The sequence below is a fragment of the Almyronema sp. genome (assembly GCF_052168255.1).
Lineage (GTDB): Bacteria > Cyanobacteriota > Cyanobacteriia > Phormidesmidales > Phormidesmidaceae > Sphaerothrix > Sphaerothrix epifaneia.
This window is the reverse complement of sequence record NZ_JBQLZL010000052.1, coordinates 1-21,464: the sequence shown is the minus strand read 5'-3', so window position 1 is coordinate 21,464 and position 21,464 is coordinate 1. Positions and strand designations below refer to the sequence as shown.

The 21,464-nt window shown below is 54.5% G+C and carries 19 protein-coding genes; 13 read left to right on the top strand and 6 right to left on the bottom strand.

The window, feature by feature from the left end:
* Positions 1 to 182: 182 nt before the first annotated feature.
* Together ACTS3T_RS11840 and ACTS3T_RS11835 are read right to left on the bottom strand one after the other, a co-directional pair.
* A complete protein-coding gene (locus ACTS3T_RS11840) occupies positions 183 to 815 on the bottom strand; it encodes an HD domain-containing protein (protein WP_462935017.1) in 633 nt (210 codons plus the stop codon).
* Between the two features lie 5 nt (positions 816 to 820).
* A complete protein-coding gene (locus ACTS3T_RS11835; protein WP_377965178.1) occupies positions 821 to 1,270 on the bottom strand; it encodes an SRPBCC family protein in 450 nt (149 codons plus the stop codon).
* Between the two features lie 85 nt (positions 1,271 to 1,355).
* Here ACTS3T_RS11835 and coaE point away from each other — a divergent pair, with 85 nt between their 5' ends.
* Positions 1,356 to 1,940 carry a dephospho-CoA kinase gene (gene coaE / locus ACTS3T_RS11830; protein ID WP_377965180.1) on the top strand — a complete coding sequence of 195 codons (585 nt, stop codon included), beginning with the start codon at positions 1,356 to 1,358 and terminating at the stop codon, positions 1,938 to 1,940.
* Positions 1,941 to 2,046: 106 nt separating this feature from the next.
* Here the strand turns inward: coaE and ACTS3T_RS11825 are convergent, their stop codons facing one another.
* The 4 genes from ACTS3T_RS11825 to ACTS3T_RS11810 form a co-directional block, all read right to left on the bottom strand.
* The gene (locus ACTS3T_RS11825) at positions 2,047 to 4,092 is read right to left on the bottom strand and encodes an Eco57I restriction-modification methylase domain-containing protein (protein WP_377965182.1); all 2,046 of its coding nucleotides are present in this window, start codon (positions 4,090 to 4,092) and stop codon (positions 2,047 to 2,049) included.
* A gap of 7 nt (positions 4,093 to 4,099) precedes the next feature.
* Positions 4,100 to 4,552, bottom strand: coding sequence for an SRPBCC family protein (locus ACTS3T_RS11820; RefSeq protein ID WP_377965184.1), 453 nt, complete (start codon positions 4,550 to 4,552; stop codon positions 4,100 to 4,102).
* An 8-nt stretch (positions 4,553 to 4,560) separates the two neighbouring features.
* Entirely contained in the window at positions 4,561 to 5,997 is a 1,437-nt protein-coding gene (zds, locus tag ACTS3T_RS11815; RefSeq protein WP_377965186.1) for a 9,9'-di-cis-zeta-carotene desaturase, read from the bottom strand.
* Positions 5,998 to 6,070: 73 nt separating this feature from the next.
* Positions 6,071 to 7,765: a DUF6930 domain-containing protein gene (locus ACTS3T_RS11810; protein WP_377965188.1), complete on the bottom strand. Its 1,695-nt coding sequence runs from the start codon at positions 7,763 to 7,765 to the stop codon at positions 6,071 to 6,073.
* 318 nt (positions 7,766 to 8,083) lie between these two features.
* Between ACTS3T_RS11810 and ACTS3T_RS11805 the strand changes: the two genes are divergently transcribed.
* The 12 genes from ACTS3T_RS11805 to ACTS3T_RS11750 all read left to right on the top strand — a co-directional run bounded on the left by ACTS3T_RS11805 (position 8,084) and on the right by ACTS3T_RS11750 (position 21,185).
* Positions 8,084 to 8,440, top strand: a complete 357-nt coding sequence (locus ACTS3T_RS11805; protein ID WP_377965190.1) for a HesB/IscA family protein — start codon at positions 8,084 to 8,086, stop codon at positions 8,438 to 8,440.
* Positions 8,441 to 8,768: 328 nt separating this feature from the next.
* Positions 8,769 to 11,411 (top strand): phage tail sheath family protein, encoded by a 2,643-nt coding sequence (locus ACTS3T_RS11800; RefSeq protein ID WP_462935016.1) that lies wholly within the window; start codon positions 8,769 to 8,771, stop codon positions 11,409 to 11,411.
* 12 nt (positions 11,412 to 11,423) lie between these two features.
* Entirely contained in the window at positions 11,424 to 11,948 is a 525-nt protein-coding gene (locus ACTS3T_RS11795; protein ID WP_377965194.1) for a phage tail protein, read from the top strand.
* A gap of 2 nt (positions 11,949 to 11,950) precedes the next feature.
* On the top strand, positions 11,951 to 12,676 hold the full coding sequence (locus ACTS3T_RS11790) for a T4 family baseplate hub assembly chaperone (protein ID WP_377965196.1): 726 nt from the start codon (positions 11,951 to 11,953) through the stop codon (positions 12,674 to 12,676).
* On the top strand, positions 12,673 to 13,401 hold the full coding sequence (locus tag ACTS3T_RS11785; RefSeq protein ID WP_377965197.1) for a hypothetical protein: 729 nt from the start codon (positions 12,673 to 12,675) through the stop codon (positions 13,399 to 13,401). Before ACTS3T_RS11790 ends, ACTS3T_RS11785 begins: the two co-directional genes overlap by 4 nt.
* Positions 13,402 to 13,403: 2 nt before the next feature.
* Entirely contained in the window at positions 13,404 to 14,627 is a 1,224-nt protein-coding gene (locus tag ACTS3T_RS11780; protein WP_377965199.1) for a Pvc16 family protein, read from the top strand.
* A gap of 9 nt (positions 14,628 to 14,636) precedes the next feature.
* The gene (locus ACTS3T_RS11775) at positions 14,637 to 16,574 is read left to right on the top strand and encodes an ATP-binding protein (protein ID WP_377965201.1); all 1,938 of its coding nucleotides are present in this window, start codon (positions 14,637 to 14,639) and stop codon (positions 16,572 to 16,574) included.
* Positions 16,571 to 16,837 carry a hypothetical protein gene (locus ACTS3T_RS11770; protein ID WP_377965203.1) on the top strand — a complete coding sequence of 89 codons (267 nt, stop codon included), beginning with the start codon at positions 16,571 to 16,573 and terminating at the stop codon, positions 16,835 to 16,837. The genes ACTS3T_RS11775 and ACTS3T_RS11770 overlap by 4 nt, the downstream gene beginning before the upstream one ends.
* Positions 16,834 to 17,718, top strand: coding sequence for a hypothetical protein (locus ACTS3T_RS11765; protein ID WP_377965205.1), 885 nt, complete (start codon positions 16,834 to 16,836; stop codon positions 17,716 to 17,718). Before ACTS3T_RS11770 ends, ACTS3T_RS11765 begins: the two co-directional genes overlap by 4 nt.
* A gap of 121 nt (positions 17,719 to 17,839) precedes the next feature.
* Positions 17,840 to 18,058: a hypothetical protein gene (locus ACTS3T_RS11760; protein ID WP_377965207.1), complete on the top strand. Its 219-nt coding sequence runs from the start codon at positions 17,840 to 17,842 to the stop codon at positions 18,056 to 18,058.
* 330 nt (positions 18,059 to 18,388) lie between these two features.
* Complete coding sequence (locus tag ACTS3T_RS11755) at positions 18,389 to 19,576, top strand: eCIS core domain-containing protein (protein WP_377965209.1); 1,188 nt, start codon at positions 18,389 to 18,391, stop codon at positions 19,574 to 19,576.
* A gap of 55 nt (positions 19,577 to 19,631) precedes the next feature.
* Positions 19,632 to 21,185 (top strand): eCIS core domain-containing protein, encoded by a 1,554-nt coding sequence (locus ACTS3T_RS11750; protein WP_377965211.1) that lies wholly within the window; start codon positions 19,632 to 19,634, stop codon positions 21,183 to 21,185.
* Positions 21,186 to 21,464: the final 279 nt, after the last annotated feature.

Here is a 21,464-nt window from a genome sequence, read left to right as displayed (position 1 = left end):
GCACGGATGCTTCAACACTGGCGACAGAGGCTGAAGCGCAAGTGACTTATGCCATCAGACTTAGGGCGACAGCGCTGCAAAACTACTCAAGCGTTTAGCGGCTCAGTCTTACCTGCTATAGATGACAGTCTGCTTCTATTTTATGATCCAATTCTTGATGAGCCTGCGTCAAGCAAAGCGCTTTAGGATTCAAGCGCCGCGATCGCCCGTAGAAGGTTGGATCGAGCAGCCGCTTCCAGGATGGTGTAGAAATATTCGGTGTGGTAAAGGCGAGGTCGCGCCAGAAAGGTTTTCAAGATTGCTCGCCGTTTTGCAGAAAAAACCGCCGCTGGCACAAAACGGTATTCTGCCCTGATTTGCTGCTCGTAGGCGGCAAATCGAGCTTCACTAGCCCCCAAGATTGCCAGGTCAATATCTACCATTAGTTGCTGGTCAGCACTCGTCGGCGGGGTTGTATGCTTGGTTGCCAGCACCAGGCTAGCAACTTGCTGAGCAGCCGGGGGCACCACACCTGCTGCCAGCAAAGCTTTCTTGGCCCACAAAGCACTTTGCGCTTCGTTATCAGACCGCTCAGCCAAATAAATTGCATCGTGAAACCATAAGGCGGATTCGATCGCGGCTGGCTGCTGCGCCAGCGACTGTACCTGCTCAAACCACTCCAAACATTCAATGAGATGGGTCAGGCAATGGTACTGTCGTTGAGGTTCTGAGTAACTAGCTAGCAAACTCTGGTAGGTTCGCCAGCCATCGCCACAAGCACCCAACCCCTGCCACATTCTTTGCCAAGACTGATGTAAATCGATCCGGGTGGACATTAGCGTTACCACTGCCGACACGCTTTCTGCGTTACCTCGTGGCGATAGCGAAACAAAGCCTCTAGCTGCTGCCGGACAAACCAGCCTAGCAGCGATTCAGTCAGGGTGGCTAGGGGCAAACTGTATTCAATTGCATCAGTCAGACGGGTTTTGTCTCCCTGTGGAGTAAAAATGTGTCGATGTTGCCAACTGGCGAATGGCCCTTCGGCTTGAATATCTGTAAACAGGCGAAATTCCTCACATTCTACGTGTCGCGCCAGCCAGGTTATCGGCACAGGCCCCAAAAATAACCGAAATTCTGTAATTGCCTCTACAGCCAAACCGCCTTCGCGCCGCACGACCTCAACTGGCTGCCAGGGGGGCGTTAGCAAGTCTAAAACATCAGGGCGTTCATGAAATCGCCATACGGCTACTACAGGCGCATGAATCAGGCTGGAATATTCGAACTGCTGCATGGAAGTTGATCATGAATCTTTTTCAATTATTGCTAGTTGCTCAAGTTTTCGGCTTACCCTATGGGCGGATTGCTAGCAACTGCTCATGACTTGCAGACGTATCATTGGCTTGACAGGTGGCATTGCCACGGGTAAAAGTACCGTCTCCCGCTACCTGGCGGAACGCTATCAGCTTCCCATTCTGGACGCGGATCTTTTCGCCAGAGAAGCCGTTGAACCGGGTTCACCGATTTTGCAGGCGATCGCTCAGCGCTATGGGTCGCTAATTTTGCTGCCGGGAGGACAGCTCAACCGCGCTCAGCTCGGCGAAATCATTTTTAATCAGCCTGCCGAAAAAGCCTGGGTTGAAGCGCAGATTCATCCCTATGTGCGCGATCGCTTTACGCAAGCTATGCAGCAGTTCCCTGACGATCAAAGTGTTGTTCAGGCCATTCCACTGCTGTTTGAAGCTGACCTCACCCGCCAGGTTAGCGAAATCTGGGTCGTGACTTGTTCTGAAGCGATCCAGCGCCAGCGTTTGATCAGCCGCGATCGCCTCTCACCCGAACAAGCCCAAGCCCGCATTGCCAGCCAAATGCCTTTAGCCGCCAAAGTTGCCAGCGCCGATGTGGTGCTTCACAATGACGGCGATCGCCAATCGCTCTATGCTCAAGTCGATCAGGCACTTTGACTATCGCTAAAGGCAGGGGCAGCATAAAAGCTTTTCAGTTAGCATCTGACAGAAATTTGCGTGGCTTAACGCTAGTGGCGACAGCTATCCATCGCTTCTGGGTGGGTCAGCCTCGCTGGTCAATCACGGTTACTTGAGCGGTGCTGCCGCCTTTTTGAAACGTCAGCAGACAAAACTGAAAAGTTGGCTTGAGGCCGACAAACCAGGCCGGATCGTTGCGGTAAATCACAATTGGGTCAAGCTGAGTTTGCTGGAGCAACGCCTTCAGCACCGGCTGGGCATCGGCTTCGTGGGGCATGTGGGCAGGTAGCAGTAACGTGCAAAAACCGTCTGGGCGCAATAAATCGCAGCAGCGCTCCAGATAGAGTAGTTCCTGACTCAGGCGCTTACGAAAAGACTTGCCCACATTTTGATGTCTATACTGTTCGCTTACCCGCAAATACTCGTTGACATACCCAAAGCGGCTTTCGTACTGTTGCCAAGCAGTGGCGATCGCCTGATTGTCTAGATACGGTTTTTTCTGCTTGAGAAAGTCAGGGGGACTGATTTGTTCTTGAGCCAGTAGCGTAGCGTACTCCTGGCAAAAGCTCTCTGCAGTGGGGCCAATTGCCCCCCAAGGCGGATGCCCCAAGATGACGGCAAAGCCACCCTGACGCGATAAAATTTGCTGAAACTGAAAGCCCCAGTGAATAGGGTTTAGCACCGCCATATCGGCCTGGTTGAGCAACCGTTTTTGCCATTTTCCCTGGCTAAAGCGATACTGAATGCCGTGTTTCTGGCTGAAGTCGTTGAGCAAAAGTTGATTGAGTTTAGCCTGAGCCTGCTGGTTTAATTCATCAATGCGATCGCGCAAAAATTCTGCCTGAACGTAGCGCGGTACGCTGCCCACTTCAGCCATCAAAGACGTTTGATCGCGGTAATGCTCTAAGCTAATATTTTTCTCGGCCAGAATCATGCGGTAGGTTTCTGCGGCTAGCGGCTGTAGCAGATTGCCTTGTAAAGCCACTGGCGATCGCCGCCGTCGCCCACTTGAGAGCGGGGGAATTTCATCAAATCCGGCTTCATCTACGCTGACAAAACCCACCAGCGCATCCCCCGCCGCAATATTAAAATCAAGGTGGGGCAAGGGTTCGATCGCGCTAACGGTAGGCGCTGAAGCCATCAGCGACAGCAGCAGTTGCAGTCGGGCAATTTCAACCGCCAGTTCTGATCGATCGATGCCATAGAGACACTGGCTCAGCAACCACTTTTTCAGGCTGTAGGCGCTAGTAGCCAGATCCAGCCCCCAAGTTTTGACCCAGGTTTTTAGCTGCGGCGATCGCGTTTTTTGGGCATAGGTGACGACAGGTTGGTAAATTTCAACTAGCAGTTGCAAAGCCACCAGCAAGCCCGAACCCGTGCCACAAGCCGGATCTAAAACGGAAAGCTGTGGCAAAATACCCTGAACTAAATATTCACAGACGGGTTCATTTAAGCCGTTGCGCAAGTCGGCCAGGGTGGTAAAGGTCGTTTGCAACTGCTGGTTAACTTGTTGAACAATAAAGCCCGATAGCGATCGCTGCCACAACGCCGCCCACACTTCGGGTTGGAGATAAAAACGATTGAACTGCTGAGCCTGCCAAAACTGCTCAAACATTTGCGCCAGTTGCCGCAGATCGATCGCAGCGGGCTGTTGCTCAGGCAGCGGCGTTTCGCTCAGATGCCAGGGATTTTCACTCAGCCAGCTCAGCAGCCCCTCAAAAACGCGATCGCCAATTTTAAGGTCGGGGTATTGTTCTTCCAACCAGTGCGGCCAAAACAAGCTGCTGCCCAGATAGGGAACCTGCCCCAGCAGGCGAGTAACCTCAGCGGGGCGCTCGTTTGTGGGCAAGCAAAAGCCCTGGAAAAACAAGACTTGAAGAAATTGGGTATAAAACTGATGCGCGCCCCGCTGCTGGCTTTGCCCCAGCTTATTTTGCAGGTACCATTCGTCGCCGTCGCCAATAAAGCCACGCCGCTGCAGCAGGTAGATTAAAATTAGCCGCCCCAGCAGCACTGTGGCATACCAGCGCCGCTCTTTGAGGTCAGCTATGCCCTCAAGACCCGCAACTAAGTGAGCGTGCTGCGACTCAAACTCTTCGTAGCGTTTTTCAAAGGCAAATGAATTGTCCACCGCGCCATTACTGCTGGGCTTGGGCTTGGGCTGCTAAAGCATAGTCACGAAAGCGGTTTAAATCAGCCTGAATAGTCGATTCAACAACGCGCCCCAAAAACAGATTATCCATCAATTTGCCAATCAGGCCAGGAATCGCATAAGCGATCGTTAGCTTCACCGTACTCCGGCCTTTATGGTCGTAAAACCGAATGGCTCCTCGATTTGGCAAGCCATCCACCGACTCCCACTGAATAATTTGATAGGGCACCAGTTTGGTAATTCTCGACAACCAGCTAAACTCAAAGCCGCGAGAAGCCAGTTTCCAGCGCGAGAGTTCAGGATCGTCTGCCAACACCTGCACAGAATCAATCCATTTCATCCAGCGCGGCATTTGCTCTAAGTCAGACCAAAGGCTCCAGGCAGTTTCAATCGGAACGTCAACATCAACATATACGCTGTGTTCCAGCCAGTCGCTCATACTCCCTATTACCCAACTGTTGCTAAAATCGCCGCCGCCGCTTGCTTCCCGGAAAGGGTTGCCCCTTCCATACTATCGATATAGTCTTGCTGCGTATAGCTACCAGCCAAGAAAAAGTTAGCAATGGGCGTTTTCTGAGCGGGTCGGTAAGGATCCATACCGGGCGCTTCACGGTAGAGCGACTTAGCCAGTTTGACAACGCTGTACCAAGTCATGTTTAACTCACGAGACGAGGGGAAAAGATCCTGCACTTGTTTGAGGACGTGCTGAGCGATCGCTTCGTTGCTCTGCTTAATAAACGGATCGCCAGGCGTCAGCACAAGCTGCATTAAAGAGCCTTCGCCCGGACGGTAGTAGTCTTTAGGGCTAGCCAAAGCCAAATCAGCAAAGCAAGAAAAATCGGCATCGGGCGTATAGAGCAAGTTGTCGAGTCCGGCGGCTCGCTCAAGCTGTCGTCGAGCCTCGGCGTCGTTCAATTCGGTAACCCAACCATCAAAGCGAAGCTGCACCGTAGCCACGGGTACGGCATCGAGCTGATAGATGTTGTCAAATTCTGGCAGCGATCGCCACGCAGTTGGCAACAACCGCTGAATCCCAGGCACATCACAAGCCGCCAGATAAGCATCTGCTGTAATGGTTTCTTCGCTATCGCCGTTAGCCACCACCAACCCAGTCACCTGAATATGGTCACCTTCGCCAGTAAACAAAATTTGGCGGGTTTGCCGTCGGGTATGAATTTTTACGCCGCGTGCCGTCAAATAATCCACAATCGGCTTGTGCAAATATTCAGCCGGAGAACCTGCCAGCAAGTTGAGGCGAGAAGCTTCTGTTTTAGTCGCAAACATTTGAAAAATCGTCAGCATACAGCGGGCTGAGATTTGTTCAGTATCAATAAAACCCAGGGCATAAGCAATCGGATTCCACATCCGTTTGAGGCTACCATTCGAGCCGCCGTGGCGGCGAAACCAATCAGCAAAGCTAAACTTGTCTAAAGCTCGGATCTGCTTCATCGCCCCCTGGTAGTCCACCAAACCGCGTACCACAGGACTGGTCGCCAGCGCCAGAGAATTTTGCAGCTTGTCTTGCCAGGAAAGTTGAGGCGTTGTGAAAAAAGCCTTCAGCCCGTTAAACGGCGCTCCCAGTGGAAAGCGAAAGTCTAGCTGTCTAACGTCTCCCCCCCGGTTGATGAAAGTGTGGGTATGCTGCTTGGCTAGCAAGTTGTCTAAAGCGCCCACTTTTTGCATTAGCGCAAACAGGTTGGCATAGTTGTAGAAAAAGACATGCAGCCCCATTTCGATATGGTTGCCGTCTTTATCAACCCAACTACCGACTTTGCCACCAACAAACGGACGGGCCTCAAAAATTTCGACCTCATGTCCGGCATCGGCCAGATCAACGGCTGTAGCTAGACCCGCCAACCCAGCCCCGACAATTGCAACTCGCATGCTCAACCTGTCTAATTAACGTTAGCTTCACACATTTTAATAGTGCGCTGACGTTTACGGCAGACTTCAGACCCTAAAAGTCAACTTCCCAATCGACGGCAAACTGAAGTTGAAGCGGTCTGAGGTTGAGTTCTTCTGGCGATCGCGATCGCGCCTCAAACAAGGCCATCAGGTGTTTAGGTTCTGGTTGCCCCCTAGCCGCTCCCGTCACCCCAGCCGCAATGACCACCCCACAGCGCCCCTGGCTGTCTTTTTGCCACTGTCGCCAAGCTTTCAAGCGGCGCTCGTCTGTTTTGTCGCCTTTAAGAAATTCACCAAACAGATGAAACTCACCATCCCCCGTCTGCAACAAACCCAAGTCGTACTGTTGGTCGCTGATGGGATCATTGCCCTGGTTGAAGCAAACGGAGCGAATTCCCCCTGCCTGCTTCAGATCGTGAATCAGCGCCTGGGCTTTAGGGCGCGAGGTTTGAATCAGCACAACCGGAATTTCAACAGCTATTGCCGAGAGAGGCTCTTCCGCTTCTAAACTGGGCTGGTGATACGTTTTAGGATGTTGGGTGAGCGTATCAATCCAGGCGTGCGGCAGGGGGCGCAAAATGATGATGGCTCCCTCGGGCACATAGTCATCGCGCAAAATGGGTTCGCCTGCGTCTAGCCGTAGTTCCCCAGAGCGCTCAGCCCGCTCAGTTTCTTGGGTTAACTCTGTGGCAACTTCGGGTAGGGTACGGACGGTAATGGTCACCGTAGCGGGTTTGGCATTTTCCTCAGGGTTGGGAATGCGATATTGGCCGCTCATAGCCGGAAAAAGCGACTTTTCTAGGGTGCGATAGTGCTTGGCCAGAAAGCGATGGAAAGCTTCTAGCGCCACTATCGTGGTCGCAGCTTCTTCTACAGCCAAGGTACTGCGTAATCCTTCTAGCGGATGCAAGCTACCAAATTCGGGTTCTACCGCGCTGGGAGCCATACCTTTCCACAGCGCCGAAAACTGAGCCATTGAGGGCGGCATTTCGACTTCGTCGTCGTCTTCGATCAGCTCAAAATTAACGAATAAACAGTCTTGTTCTAAAAAAGCTTGCTGCAGTTGCTTAGAAGAACCTTGAACGCTGAGAACCCGCTGGCGAAACTGCTTGAGCGATTCTAAAGATCGATACATCAGCAGGCCATATTCGACCCCAGCCATACCCAAAACCGAGACATATAAAGTTTGAATATCCCAGCGGTTAATTTCTAGGGCAATAATTTGCTGTTCGTTTAGCACATGCCAAGGGGCGTCTTGCCAGATTTGATGCGCTTTATCAATCAGGCGTTCTGCATAGGCTTCAGGTAGCTTGGGGGTACTCTGCTGGACATACTGCATTAACCCCGAAAAGATTTCGTCGATTAGCGGCAAGCTGGGAACATAGTCAATCTCAATATCCAGTTCTTGAAGCGCTCCTCGTAGAAAAAAATGAATTTCGCGATCGCGCACAACAATTTTTTGCGGGCGTCCGGGTTCGGCTGGCCCTTGAGGCCGCTCGATCGCTTGCAGCAAGGCTCTAACTACAGCTTCATGACCTGTTTCAGCCGGAACCACGCTAATCGATCGCACCACCCCTTGAGTGCCATCTACCCACAAAATGCAGTCGCCCTCACCACTGGCTTCAGCCATTTCATGTTCTTCAGCCAAGGCACCCACTTCTAACCTGCGGCGATCGCCCTCCCAAACCCCTGGCAGCTTCGGAAGACGGTTGATGCGACGGCTGGTAAATCGATTCAGCGAACTCATAAAGCAGATGACTTAATAATCAGTAATGTCTTAAAAATTAAGAATTTGCGAACAGAGGGAGCGCCCTGATAGCCATCAGCAACTCAAAAGGGCGGCGGTAGCGGCGGCTGATATAGGGAATTTTCTAGTCACGATATAAATTTGTTTAATTGGTTGAATGTGAGCAGGCACCGTTTCTAGCCAAACGATACCTATTCTCTAGGCTATCCTAGAAAGATAGGTGTGCAGTGATTCTAACTGGTTAGGGTCTGAGGTTGAACTAAGATTGCAGGCATAACCTCACTTGAATCGATAGCGGAAAGGAATTCTTTAAACCCGATGACACAAGTAACCCAACCTACAAAAGGCATTCAGATGTCGGAGGCGGCGCTGAAGCACGTCCTCAATTTGCGTCAAAGCCAAGGGGGACAAGATCTCTGTTTGAGAGTAGGGGTTCGCCAAGGCGGTTGTTCTGGCATGAGCTACATGATGGATTTTGCGGATCCTGAGAGCATTACCGAACAAGACGAAGTCTACGATTACGAGGGCTTTAAGGTAATTTGCGATCGCAAAAGTCTCCTTTATCTCTACGGGCTGATGCTCGATTACAGCGATGCGTTAATTGGGGGAGGTTTTCAGTTTACCAATCCTAATGCTAACCAAACCTGCGGCTGTGGCAAATCTTTTGGCACTTAAGCCTTGATGCCTTAGCTCCACAAAAATAATTTTTAAATCCAGGCAATTGCCTGGATTTTTTTATGCTGGACTCAATCCGGCTCTTTGCTCTGAAAGGTCGCCTAGATGATCTTTTTTTACGAATAGTGCTTGTTTCTTACAATTTGTGGTTTCTTCGTTGAGAAATTGCTTTCATGACTGAGTAGAGAGGCACATCTACTGATTTTTAATTGAGCTGAAATTTCTGGCGATCGCCGCATTTAGATCCAGATATCATCTCTCATGCCATCACAATCCTTGCTTAACTTTATGGCTTGGCGGTGTCGTACTTGAATTAGGAGAGCGTCCCATGCCGATTACACCGACCTATCCGGGCGTTTACATTGAGGAGATTCCCAGTGGTGTCCGTACTATTGCGGGGGTGTCCACCTCAATTGCGGCTTTTGTGGGTTATTTTTCTCAAGGCTTGATGAATAAAGCCGTCCAAATTTTCAATATGGGCGACTTTGAACGTGAGTTTGGTGGCCTCAATCGTCGCAGCGAAGCCAGCTATGGGATTCAACAGTTTTTCTTAAATGGCGGCACTGAAGCTTGGGTCGTGCGCACTGCCAGCGGTGACGTTGCCGCAGCCGATGTGCAAATTCAGGCCAGCATGGGCGGCGCAACCGCGTTGACCGTACAAGCCGGACAGCGTGACCCAACGACCCACCCTGAATTGATCAATCCTGGCACCTGGGGCAACAATCTGCGCGTCAATATTGACTATCCGACGCCCCTTTCGGGCGATCGCTTCAACTTAAGCGTTGCCTTAATCGAAACCAGCAACGGCCAGGAAGTGATCGTTCGTTCCGAGGTTTTTAACGGCCTAACTATGGATGCAACCGATCTGGCGCGGTTTGTCGGTGCCGTGGTTAATGATGAGTTTTCCGGCTCCAAGCTGATCAGAGTGACGCCCACAGGTAGCAGCCGTCCTGCCCAAACAGGAACCGTCTCGGCTCCCCTCAACCCCTTTCCGGCGATTACCAATCCCAATCGCCAGCTTAGCGTTACCATTGGCAGTCACTCAGGCATTGCCCGACTAGCGGCTACGCCCACCTCCCTAGCCGAAGCCCGCACCTTATTAGCCGCTGCGATTCAGGCAGCTCGTCCAGATCTCAAAGCTTTTTCACAGGCGAGCGTTGCCATCGGAGACGATCGCTTGAGAATTTTAGCTGGCCCCACGGCGGCTAGCGATCGCCTGACTTTTGCCGCCGCGAGCGATCCAACGGCGGCTAAGCTGGGGCTGCTAGCAGGTGAAGCGCGGGCTGGGGTTTTATCTGCAGATTTGAGCGGGGCTGGCTGGCCGCTGAGTGGTCAGATCGAAATCACCGTCGGCGGCAGTGGCCCAATAACGCTCAGTCTAGCGACGATGGGCGATATTGATCAAGCACGAACGGAGCTAGAAACTCGCATACGGGCGGCCTCTAGCGATCCCGGTGCGGCTGGCGACGCCGAGGCTTTTGCCAATGCGCGGGTGATTGCCTACCGCGACGCGGGTGCCGCTGACGAACGGCTAATTGTGCTGGCAGGGACAGCCGCCACCGCCGTTAGCGTTGCCCAATCAGGAACCGATACCTTGGTTGACGACTTGGGGCTAGGCGCGACTGCCACCACTGTTGCCGCGTTCGTTTCTGAGCCTATTAGCTCAACGCCGCTGGTTTCAACCGGAGACACGGTGGCGATGGCCTTTGCGGCTGGTACCCCCGAAACGGCAACGTTCGCCACCGGAGCCAATACCCTAAGCGCGATCGCAGCGGCTTTAGAAACGGCAATTCGCAATGCCAATGCAGCCACTAGCTTTACCGCTGCCCGCGTGGCGATTTATCCCTTTGGGCCAGGGCGTTTAGTCCTTCTTTCGGGCAATGCGGGCGATAGCGTCACGATCACCGCCCCGGTAACCGACAGTTCAACCGTGGCAGAATTAGGACTCGATACCGCCGCCGCCAACGTCCAAAGCTACGCCCTAGGGGCTGGAGCCGCGATCGCCAGTACCGCACAGGGCATAGGTACCGTCGGTGCTGATGGTAGCCCGCCCAATAGCACTGCTTTGATTGGCGATTCTACCGCTAAAACCGGGATGAATGCGCTACGTGATGTGGATTTGTTCAATCTCCTTTGTATTCCCAGAACCGCTGTCATAGCTGGAACAGATGCCTTATCGGCTACCGACGCTTTTGCCGTACTGGCAGCGGCTAGAGACTTCTGTGAAGAACGGCGAGCCTTCTTGCTAATCGACCCTCCCACAGGCGTTGACGCCGTTCAGGAAGTAAAAGACTGGCTCGATGCCAACAATAATTTGCGCAGCCAAAACGCCGCCTTTTATTTTCCCCGCGTTTTAATGCCCGACCCGCTGAATGACTTCAAGCTTAGAGCCGTGGGGCCTAGCGGTACGCTCGCCGGACTCTATGCCCGAACGGACAGCGATCGCGGTGTTTGGAAAGCGCCAGCTGGCACCGAAGCCACGCTCAGCAACGTTTTTAAGCTAGAGACGCCGCTCACAGATGCCGAAAACGGTACGCTCAATCCGCTGGCGATTAACTGTCTGCGCACCTTCCCCATTTACGGCACGATTTGCTGGGGCGCACGCACCTTAGACGGCGCAGATGCCATTGGCTCTGAGTATAAATATGTCCCGGTACGACGGCTGGCGCTGTTTATTGAAGAAACCTTGTTTCGGGGGCTGAAGTGGGTGGTTTTTGAACCCAACGATGAGCCACTCTGGGCCCAAATTCGCCTCAATGTGGGGGCGTTTATGAATACCTTATTTCGGCAGGGTGCTTTTCAGGGGCAGACACCGCGCCAAGCCTACCTGGTGAAGTGCGACAAAGAAACCACCACCCAAAACGACATCGATCGCGGCATGGTTAACATTTTGGTTGGGTTTGCGCCGCTGAAGCCAGCCGAATTTGTCTTCATTAAATTACAGCAGCTTGCTGGCCAGATTCAAACCTAGGAGGAGCGCATCATGGCTCAGTTTAGTGTCAATGCTCAACGCTTTGACCCCTACAAAAACTTTAAGTTTCGCGTCAAGTGGGACGGGCGCTATGTGGCTGGCATTAGCAAAGTCGGTGCCCTCAAACGCACTACCGAAGTAGTGGAACATCGCGAAGGCGGCGACCCCAGCACGGTGCGCAAGTCGCCTGGGCAGAGTAAGTATGAACCCATCGCCCTAGAGCGCGGCGTTACTCACGATAAAGACTTTGAGCAGTGGGCGAATAAAGTCTGGAACTATGGCTCTGGTTTGGGAGCCGAAGTTTCGCTGAAAGACTTTCGCAAAGACATCATTATCGAAATGATGAATGAAGCCGGACAGGTGGCGATCGCCTATAAAGTCTATCGTTGCTGGGTTTCAGAATTTCAAGCCCTGCCAGAGCTAGACGCTAACGCCAATGCCATCGCCATTCAAATGCTGACGCTGCAAAACGAAGGCTGGGAGCGAGACTACGACGTTACCGAACCGACCGAACCCAGCTTTGTTGAACCTGCTTAACCATGCGATCGCTCTCCGCTGCTGAGCTATTGACGATTTGGGAACAAGGTTCAGGCCAGCCCAATCGGCACCGGGCACTGCTGCTGCTGGCCGCCGCTTGTCCGCAGACAAGTTGGCAGCAGCTCGCCCAGCTCAGCCTGGGTCAGCGCGACGCCCAGCTTTTAAGCCTGCGAGAGCAGATCATGGGGTCTGAGATTGTCAGCGTAGCGACCTGTCCTCACTGTGGCGATCGCTTAGAACTGACCTTGATGACAGACGATATTCGCCTGTCGGCTGCTGACCTGCCGCTTGCAGTCGCAGTCGCAGGCTACCAGGTGCAGTTTCGGTTGCCCAACAGTGAAGATTTAGCTGCGATCGCGGACCAACCCGATCTGGCGATCGCCACCCAACACCTGTTCCAGCGCTGCCTTCTAAGCGTCAAACAGTTGTCCCAGCCAATAGAGGCCGCTGAACTGCCCGCAGCGGTCATCACGGCCATCCTCACTCAAATGGAACAAGCTGACCCGCAAGCTGATATTCGCTTGGCGCTGGATTGCCCAACCTGTCAGCATCAGTGGCAAGTTGCCTTTGATGTAGTGACTTTTTTCTGGGCTGAACTCAATGCTTTAGCCCAGCGGCTGTTGCAAGAGGTTCACTTGCTGGCGTCTGCCTATGGCTGGCACGAAGCCGACATTTTGGCTCTTAGCCCTCAGCGCCGCCAGATTTATCTGGAGATGATTTACGGATGAACTACCTGCAACAGATTGCCGCCAAAACCCTCAACCTGGCTCCAACTTTGCAACCCCGGCTGGCCGCTCGGTTTGAAACAGCCCTGCCCGCCACCAGCCTAACAGCCGCAGAAACCGTTGCTCGCCCCCCGGCCCAGGTTATCCCTTCTCAACCTCCCCTTAGCTCACCGCCAATTTCCTACCCTCACCCCCCCTCTTCGCAGGCGATCGCGCCTGTTCCTGTCCCCCATTCAGCCTCACCCGCCCTCAAACCCGCTGTCATCTCTTTAGCGCCTGATACGGCCAATCAAGAGCCGCTAGGTGCCTTTCCCCCCAGCGATCGCCCACCGCTCGCCGTGCCGCCGCCATCCCCCACTGCAGTCGCCCCCTCTTCCCCTGCCCCACCGCCTATTTCCTGGTCACTACCGCATCCCCCTTCTGCGCCTGCGGCTTCTGTACCCCAAACGGCCTCTCCTATTACTCCACCTCCTCCGGCAGCGGCGGCTGCCCCCCTTCTGCCCCCCACCCATCCGCCGCTAGCGGCTCCATCTCCGCGCCCTGCTCTCCCTCATCAAAACGCGCCGTCCGCAGTTGCCGCCCCTATTGAGATCACCATTGGCCGCATTGATGTTCGCGCTACCCTCCCTAGCCCCGCCCCGCCGCCCCCGCGCCGATCTAAACCAACGACCCATCTCTGCCTTGAAGACTATCTTCAATCCCGTCGTGCCTCGCATTCTGGAGGCTAATCATGAGTACCGCGCTTGCAATTGGCGCTGTCACCGCCATTTTGAAAGGACTGCTAGACAATCGGCTGGCTGCTGCTTCTGGAGATTTTGGTGGCAGTGTGCCGGATGTAACGGTGCAGCCCCCCGATCTGGTAGTGCCAGCGGATACCCAGGGCGACGTCGATAGGCTCAATCTGTTTCTCTATCAGGTCACTCCCAATGTGGGCTGGCGCAATATCGGCTACCCAGCTAGAGACTCCCAGGGCGATCGCATCAGTTGTCCCCCTTTGGCGCTCAACCTGCACTACCTGTTGAGTGCTTACAGTCGGGTAGCCTTTCGCTCAGAAATCATGTTGGGCTATGGCATGCAGCTTTTACATGAAGTGGGTGTTTTACCCCGAGAGCTGATCAGCGCTCGGTTAGCCGCCCTCGTTGATCCGCCGGAAAATGTGCTGGCTGTGTCTACACTGGCACAGCAGATTGAGGGGATTAAAGTCACGCCAGCGGCTTTGAGTACCGAAGAAGTTTCTAAGCTATGGGCCGCGTTTCAGACTCACTATCGCCCGACAGCGGCTTATCAAGTTTCGGTAGTGCTGATTGAAAGCGAACTGCCTGCACGGGCAGCTCTGCCTGTGCGTGCAGCTAATTTGAGCGTGCAGCCTTTTAAGCGGCCACTGATTAACACCATTCAGCCGCAAATTTTGGAACCCGGCGGCAGGTTGATCCTACAGGGCGAAAATCTCAAAGCAGCGAATCTACGGCTACGCTTTGGCGACGAGCAGCTTGTTACCCCAGTAGCTACTGACATGAGCGATCGCCAAATTTCAGTGACGCTGCCCATGGACTTATCGGCTGGTATCAACACGGTACAGGTGCTGCATCTGGTTGATTTTGGCACCAGCAGCCCTGACGAACCCCATCGAGGCTTTGAATCTAACACGATCGCTTTTATGCTACGCCCCACGCTGACGCCGCCCGCCAGCGTAACCGCCGGAGCCACCTTAAATTTACCCGTAGCTCCCCCTATCGGGCGGAAGCAGCGGGTTGTTTTGTTCCTGGGCGATCGCGCCATTGCGGTGCCTCAGCGATCGGCGGCAGATCCGCCAACCACAGGCACGCTCAATATTGCCCTTCCTGGCGACCTGACGCCTGCCACCTACCTGGTGCGGCTGCGCGTCGATGGAGCAGAAAGCCGTCTCACACCCGATACGGGGCCATTCACGGGGCCAACTTTGCAAGTGCTATAGCCAACGCCTATGACTGCTGCGCTCGACTGGCAAACCACCAATCAACAAGCCCTTGCTGCCGCTCTCGACGGTATTCGTCAGCAGTTGCGTCATTATGTAGCCTCGCAGGGAGTAGCGGCGGCGGCAGATAGAGAACCGCTATCCGCCCTGTCTCAGCCATCAGCCCCGTCAACTTTGAGTTATCTCAGCGCGGTGTTTCAGCTCACCCCCTTTGAACAACAGGTGCTGCTGCTGTGTGCTGGGGTTGAACTGAGCGCTTCGTTAGCTCAGCTTTGTGCCACGGCACAAGGGGGTGATCGGTTTACCTATGCCACCTTTAGCTTGGCGCTAGCGGTTTTTCCAGCAGCGCATTGGAGTGCGATCGCCCCTATTGCACCGCTACGACGCTGGCGGCTAATTGAAGTCACTGAAAGCGATAGCCTGACGCAAAGCCGTTTACGAATTGATGAGCGGGTACTGCACTATTTAGCAGGCGTGCCTTACGTAGACGATCGCCTGCAAGGTTTAATTCGGCTCGTCGCCCCACCCGATTGGCTGTTACCCTCGCGTCAGCCCTTGGTACAGCGCCTGGTTGACGTTTGGCGCGCTCAGCCTAGCCCCTTGGTGCAATTTTGCAGCCAGACAGCGGCAGAACCCCAAGCGATCGCCGCTGTTGCCTGCCAAACGCTAGAGGCGCATCTCTATCAGATCCGAGCTATTGATATCCCTACCGCCATTAGTGAGCGAGAAGCCCTGGCGCGGCTGTGGGAGCGAGAAGCGCTTTTGAGCCACAGTGCTTTGTTTTTAGACTGTGAGGGCTTAACGCCCAGCGCCTTGCAGCAAACGGTCAAGCCATGGCTGGAAAGTTTACAAGCCAGACTGGCGATCGCCAGCCCAGCGCCAATACTCACAGGCGATCGCCCCCTCGTATATTTAGAAGTCAGCCGTTCGCATTGGGCCGAGCAACGTCAGATCTGGCAACAGACCCTCTCACCGCTTGAACTCAACGGCCAGATTGACGCTCTGGTATCGCAGTTTAATCTCAGTCCGGCCACGATTGAGTCGGTGTGGGCCGAAGTCAGCCAACAGCCGCTCACCTCAACCGCCGCACTAGCCACTCAGCTCTGGGATAGCTGCCGCCTGCGATCGCGCCCCCAGTTAGAACACCTAGCTCAACGGCTAACAGCCGTAGCGACCTGGGCCGACCTGGTGTTGCCCGAACGGGAACTGCAAATGCTGCAAGAGATTGCTGCTCAAGTCCGGCAGCAAGCCAAAGTCTATGACACCTGGGCTTTTTCGCCCCCCAGCGCCAGCGGCTTGGGCATTAGTGCCTTGTTTGCTGGGCCAAGCGGTACGGGCAAAACATTAGCAGCGGCGGTGCTAGCCCATGAGCTACGGCTAGATCTCTACCGCATTGACCTCAGCCAGGTCGTTAGCAAATATGTTGGCGAAACCGAGAAAAATCTGCGGCAGGTTTTTGATGCCGCCGAGGCTGGCGGCGCTATCTTACTGTTTGATGAAGCCGACGCCCTGTTTGGCAAACGCAGCGAGGTGAAAGACGCCCACGATCGCTACGCCAACATCGAAGTGAGCTATTTGCTGCAGCGGATGGAAGCCTATCGAGGGCTAGCCATTCTTACCACCAACCTGAAAAAATCAATTGATTCAGCTTTTTTGCGGCGGTTGCGCTTTTTGGTGCAGTTTCCTTTTCCAGATGTTGCCCAGCGTCTAGAAATCTGGCGGCGCATTTTTCCAGCGTCGCTGCCCACCCAAGCCCTTGACTATCCCAAACTCGCCCGACTCAATATTACCGGGGGCAATATTCGCAATGTAGCCCTCAATGCAGCTTTTCTCGCCGCCGATGAAAATGTGCCGCTACAAATGTCTCATCTACTGCGGGCAGCAAAAACCGAATATACCAAGCTTGATAAAACGTTAACCGACGCCGAAATTGGAGGTTGGCTATGAACTCAAACACAGCGCCCCTCTCGCTATCGATCGATCGCCTGATTCTGCACGGCTTTACTACAGTCGATCGCGATCAGCTGCAACTAGCACTTCAACAAGAACTCGCCCGCCTGTTTAGCGAACATGGTTGTCCCCCTACCCTGAGCCAAACCCAGCAAATTGGCCGATTAGAGGGCGGTCACTTGCAAATCGCGGCTGACGCCTCTTCCTCAGCGATTGGCCAACACATTGCCCAATCTATCTACCAGGGATTGCAGCCATGAGTAGTGGCACCAAAGCGCTACTCAAGCCGCCGGGGCAATCGTTGGCCTCAGCCGCTTCGCCCCTGGTGAAGAAATCTCAATGCGGCTGTGGCAAAGCGGCTGGTTTAAGCGGCAAATGTTCAGCCTGCCAGCAGCGCCGCTTAGCGACTCAAACGCAGTCGGCTTCATCTCAAACGACAGAAGAGCCGACCCGTTTACACGAAATAGGGCCGTTGCTGTTTTCGCCGCCAGCCCTCAGTCGCTCTAGCTTGCTAGAAAAGCTTCAGCCCAGCTTACAGACGAACCGCAAAAATCAGCCCGCGCCCACCAAAGCCACTGGCGAACGCCCCCATGACACTCGCCAAAAACCTGAGCCTGAGCAGGGCAGCGCCACCATTCAGTGTAATGGCAGTGGCGGCTACGAGGTAGTCTTAAACAACTGGGCGGGCGCGGCTTGCGGCACCGAAGGCTGTGTGCGGGCCCATGAGCAGTCACACATAGCAGATTGGCAAGCCAAATGGCCGACGGGCTGCCAGGGGCAACCCAGAGGGTATTTACCGAAAGGAGATCCACCCGATAATCCTTTAATGACGGTCGCTGAGTATCAGGCTTTTCTCAAAGAAAGTGAGTGCAAAGCCCATACGGTTGACTTGACCTGTGCCGAAGCGTTGCCTAAAACAGGCGGCTGTCGCCAAACCGTCAACGACTATATTCGGTTGACCAAGACCCAAAAAGCGAACTGGTGCCCAGGACTCAGTCGCCTTGCCAAGGTGCTGCTAGGCATTGGTGGTGGGGCACTGGCGGGTGCAGGCATTGGTGCTTTGATCGGTGGTGGTTTAGGCGCAGGCATTGGCGCAGGCATTGGTGCCTTAATTGGGGGCATTGCCGGGGGATTGCTTTGAGCCATCTTGACACCGCTATAGCTGTCGCTACAAGCGTTAAGACCTTCAATGGCTGCAAGCCGCTGACAGCAAAGTTTTGCTTTTGCCTTTAGCAACAAACCGCTTGCAGGATAACTCTTCTATGGAAAAAACCCACGCGATTCAAACGGCGATTCACTTTGCCAGCGAACAGGGCTATAACGTCTCTCTTTATCAAGTTCGGGCTTCTGTTCAGGGCGGACATTGGCAAGTACAGTTTCAACGCCGCCTAGACAGCGACAAACCCAGCCCTGGGGATTTTTTTACAGTTTTAGTCAATTCAGCTACTGCTACCGTTCAAGCTTTCTTCCCCGGAAAGTAAGCCGCCAAATGGGGTTGCTTTTTAAGCCTTCACTGGCAAAGACCATCGCGCCAGTATAAAGCTTTGCTGCGATCGCGGCTAACGCCTTCCGCCTTAGGCTATCACTGTGGTATAGCCCAAGGCTAAGGGCAGCAGGAAAGCTTTTCTATCCGGGGTTTGTAGCTATTTGAGCATCTTAACGCTTGGGGCTACGGCTATAGGTCTAACCCTAGATAAAAGGTTGAAGGTACCAGGCAAAATAAAAGCTTTCTGTAACAGGCTTTCAGCCCTTTAAGGGGTTCAGCCCTAGGGGGCTATAGCGGTAGCTCGCGCTTATGAGTGGGGGAGCCAATGAAGCAACGCTTAGTTTCTTGCCAGCGATCGCCTGTGGCAGTTTCAGCTTTGGGTTTGGCTAAATCGGCAAAGCCACCTCAGCCGCTAACATCGGCACCTACGGTCAGCCACGAATTGCTGTCATCGTCTGCTTTCATCATTCAGCCGCAGCTCAAAGTCAGCCCGCCCGCCGACCCCAGCGAACAAGAAGCGGATCGCATCGCCAATCAAATCGTAGCCAGTTCAGAAAACTCGGCTCAGCTGACGCCTAGGGCGATCGCCAGTCCTGCCGCCACCCCCAACGCTATGGGGTGGGGCGGCAACGTTCCCGCCGTTGTGCATGATGTTTTGCGATCGCCGGGGCGACCACTCGATGCTGAAACACGCTCCTGGATGGAAGCGCGGTTTGGCGCAAGTTTGGCGCAAGTCCACATTCATACCGACGCGATCGCCGCCCAATCGGCTAGCCAGCTCAGAGCCAACGCTTATACAGTCGGCAACCATATTGTCTTTGGCGCGGCTCAATTTGCCCCCCAAACGCTAACCGGGCGGCGCTTGCTGGCTCATGAGCTAACCCATATCATCCAGCAAACGTCTATCAGCGCTGCCCGTCAACCAGGCAACCCACCCCTAGCAGCAGCCTCGCCCCCCGCCCAAACTTTAGCCACAGAGCCAATGCAAATAGCACGGCAACGCATTGAGCCAGATCGGCCTGACCCCATTACTGAACCCGATCGGGCAGAACCCTTAGATACAGGCCCAGCGTGTAGTCGCGCTAAAGGTCGCGGTCAGGCGTTGCCGTGGCCACGGACAGCCTTTGTCGGTGAGCGCGGCTTTGCCCACATTCCTGAAGACGGCCACCCTGGGCCGGGGGGGCTATTGGTAGAGCGAGATTCAGTGCAAATTAGAATTACTGCTCGTTGGGAAGAGCAAATTCCTGACCCCAGCCAAAGACCCCGCGATCAGCGAGGGAGAAGAGCCGACAGCCCGCAATATTTTCTTAGCTTTAATGGCTGGGCTGATGATTGCGGTTCAGGGGTAGGGCGGCCAGCCTCTTCCGTCCAGTCGGGCAACTTAGCCATTGGCAGCGAACAAACCGTTACCCTGCGACACCTACGACCGGGTCGATACGGTTTAGAAATTGCTCCCTCCACAGCCGCTCCTGAGCGCAACCGCGTTTTGGTCGGCGAGTGTGAAGTCACCTAGCTGAAACTGAGCTAGCACCCAAGCCTTCGTTGATGGTCTGATGTTTTGTTTACCCATGAGGTCAAAAGCTCCTCCGATTACCGCTCCACCCACGCTGACGCTACCGACAGCCCCACTTCAGCGGCGCTGCGCTTGTGCGACAGCAGCCAAGTCGGGTGCCAACTGTCGCCACCCGCCCGCTGCGGCCATTCCGCCAATTGTGCATGAAGTGCTGCGATCGCCAGGTCAGCCCTTGCCCCCACGCGATCGCCTGGAAATGTCTACACGCTTAGGCACCGACCTGCATCAGGTGCGGCTGCATACCGATACTAAAGCCCAGCAGTCGGCTCTGGCGGTAAACGCTCTGGCCTATACCGTAGGGTCGCATATCGTTTTTGCCCCCGGACAATACTCTACAAGCGCTGCCAGCCAGCAGCTTCTAGCCCACGAGCTAGTTCATGTTTTGCAGCAAGGGCAACAGAACCGCCCACCCCAAAGCGTTGCCCACCTTTCGTCAGCAGGCGATCGCTACGAACAAGAAGCCGATCGCATTGGCCAACGCTGGCAGACATCGCCACCCACCCTCACCCCCAGCCATCAACCGCTATTGATGCGGCGTTTACGCGTCGATCGCCCCAGCCAGCCCATCCCCACCCCCGACGCAGCAGGCCGCCAACCCACCAACGCCGAAACCGTAGAAACTTATTTGAGAACGTTGTCTGCTGGCGGCAATCCTCGCGTCGATCGTACCTCCGGTGAAGTCAGCTTAGATACCGGGTTTTGCCCGGGGGCACTAGGCGGGCTAATTCAAGGGGCACGGGCGGGCTACGAACTGGGCAATACCATTGGCAGCGTCGGTGGACGGGTGCCCCTGCTAGGGCCAATTGTCGGCGCGATTGGTGGCTTTTTTGGGGCGATCGGCGGCTTCTTTGCCGGACTCTTTGGGGCACAGTCTCCTTCACCCGCAGCCGCTTCCAGTACCCCAACTGGTTCAACCTGTCTCTGCGACTTTGTCGGCTTTAGCAATACCTGGACCATCGAAATCAACGACGAGCAACGACCCGTGCAAGGCCATCAGCGGGTGATTGTGCCCTCGCCCAACAGTCGGCGGGTTTGGGGGTCTGCTACGGTGGGCGGCGCTTTAGAAGAAAACCCTCCCTGGCTGATTTTGGGTCATGAGTTGTGCGGCCATGCCTGGTTAGACGAGCGCGACCAGGCGGAAGGTGACTTAGAAAATCAGGCTCCTGGCATTGAGCGAGAAACAACCACCGGGGCAACCAGCATCATTCCCTTAGGCCGATTCAATCCCGAATCGGGAGCGCTAGAAACCGTAGTTGAGCGCCCCCAGGCCGGACAATATCTCCGACATTCTCGCACCGTAGAACGCGAAAACCTGATTCGCCAAGAACATAACCTCGATCCCCGAGGCTTCCGACTGCGGGATCCCTACTGCGGCGAATCTTTCTGGCGAGAACGAGGCGCTGACAGCAGCGCTCCCCCCCACTGGCAGCAGAGTGGACAAGGCGAATACCGTGGGTTTGAAACTTACCTAGAAGTTTGCGAAGCGCTACGCCGCCAACTACCGGAAAATCGGGATGGCCGCTATCGCATCGATCAGCGCATTCCCTAAACCCGGCTGAAGCCGCTAAAGCTGGGGTGAACCCCCCTTTTGTCAGTGTCCCCCAACCCCTGCGGCAAAATGGCAGGCAGGGAACCGGATTAAAAGTCTTCTCCCACTTTGGCAGAGAGATTTAAGGTAAGGGTTACGAAACTGGGTTGCACGTAATACCGATTCTTCAAAAAAAAGGTACAGATGAAAATGACGAAACGTATGCAGAGCCAAGGCTGTTCAATATTTATCGAAAGCGAATAGTTTTAATCCCTTCGGTTAAATCGGTGGGAATAGACT

Excerpts from the sequence above, each read along its gene's own strand:
- zds (WP_377965186.1), bottom strand. The coding sequence starts at position 5,997 with ATGCGAGTTGCAATTGTCGGGGCTGGGTTGGCGGGTCTAGCTACAGCC.
- ACTS3T_RS11770 (WP_377965203.1), top strand. The coding sequence starts at position 16,571 with ATGAACTCAAACACAGCGCCCCTCTCGCTATCGATCGATCGCCTGATT.
- coaE (WP_377965180.1), top strand. The coding sequence starts at position 1,356 with ATGACTTGCAGACGTATCATTGGCTTGACAGGTGGCATTGCCACGGGT.
- ACTS3T_RS11805 (WP_377965190.1), top strand. The coding sequence starts at position 8,084 with ATGACACAAGTAACCCAACCTACAAAAGGCATTCAGATGTCGGAGGCG.
- ACTS3T_RS11765 (WP_377965205.1), top strand. The coding sequence starts at position 16,834 with ATGAGTAGTGGCACCAAAGCGCTACTCAAGCCGCCGGGGCAATCGTTG.
- ACTS3T_RS11790 (WP_377965196.1), top strand. The coding sequence starts at position 11,951 with ATGCGATCGCTCTCCGCTGCTGAGCTATTGACGATTTGGGAACAAGGT.
- ACTS3T_RS11795 (WP_377965194.1), top strand. The coding sequence starts at position 11,424 with ATGGCTCAGTTTAGTGTCAATGCTCAACGCTTTGACCCCTACAAAAAC.
- ACTS3T_RS11810 (WP_377965188.1), bottom strand. The coding sequence starts at position 7,765 with ATGAGTTCGCTGAATCGATTTACCAGCCGTCGCATCAACCGTCTTCCG.
- ACTS3T_RS11835 (WP_377965178.1), bottom strand. The coding sequence starts at position 1,270 with ATGCAGCAGTTCGAATATTCCAGCCTGATTCATGCGCCTGTAGTAGCC.
- ACTS3T_RS11780 (WP_377965199.1), top strand. The coding sequence starts at position 13,404 with ATGAGTACCGCGCTTGCAATTGGCGCTGTCACCGCCATTTTGAAAGGA.
- ACTS3T_RS11760 (WP_377965207.1), top strand. The coding sequence starts at position 17,840 with ATGGAAAAAACCCACGCGATTCAAACGGCGATTCACTTTGCCAGCGAA.
- ACTS3T_RS11785 (WP_377965197.1), top strand. The coding sequence starts at position 12,673 with ATGAACTACCTGCAACAGATTGCCGCCAAAACCCTCAACCTGGCTCCA.
- ACTS3T_RS11800 (WP_462935016.1), top strand. The coding sequence starts at position 8,769 with ATGCCGATTACACCGACCTATCCGGGCGTTTACATTGAGGAGATTCCC.
- ACTS3T_RS11840 (WP_462935017.1), bottom strand. The coding sequence starts at position 815 with ATGTCCACCCGGATCGATTTACATCAGTCTTGGCAAAGAATGTGGCAG.
- ACTS3T_RS11750 (WP_377965211.1), top strand. The coding sequence starts at position 19,632 with ATGAGGTCAAAAGCTCCTCCGATTACCGCTCCACCCACGCTGACGCTA.
- ACTS3T_RS11755 (WP_377965209.1), top strand. The coding sequence starts at position 18,389 with ATGAAGCAACGCTTAGTTTCTTGCCAGCGATCGCCTGTGGCAGTTTCA.
- ACTS3T_RS11820 (WP_377965184.1), bottom strand. The coding sequence starts at position 4,552 with ATGAGCGACTGGCTGGAACACAGCGTATATGTTGATGTTGACGTTCCG.
- ACTS3T_RS11775 (WP_377965201.1), top strand. The coding sequence starts at position 14,637 with ATGACTGCTGCGCTCGACTGGCAAACCACCAATCAACAAGCCCTTGCT.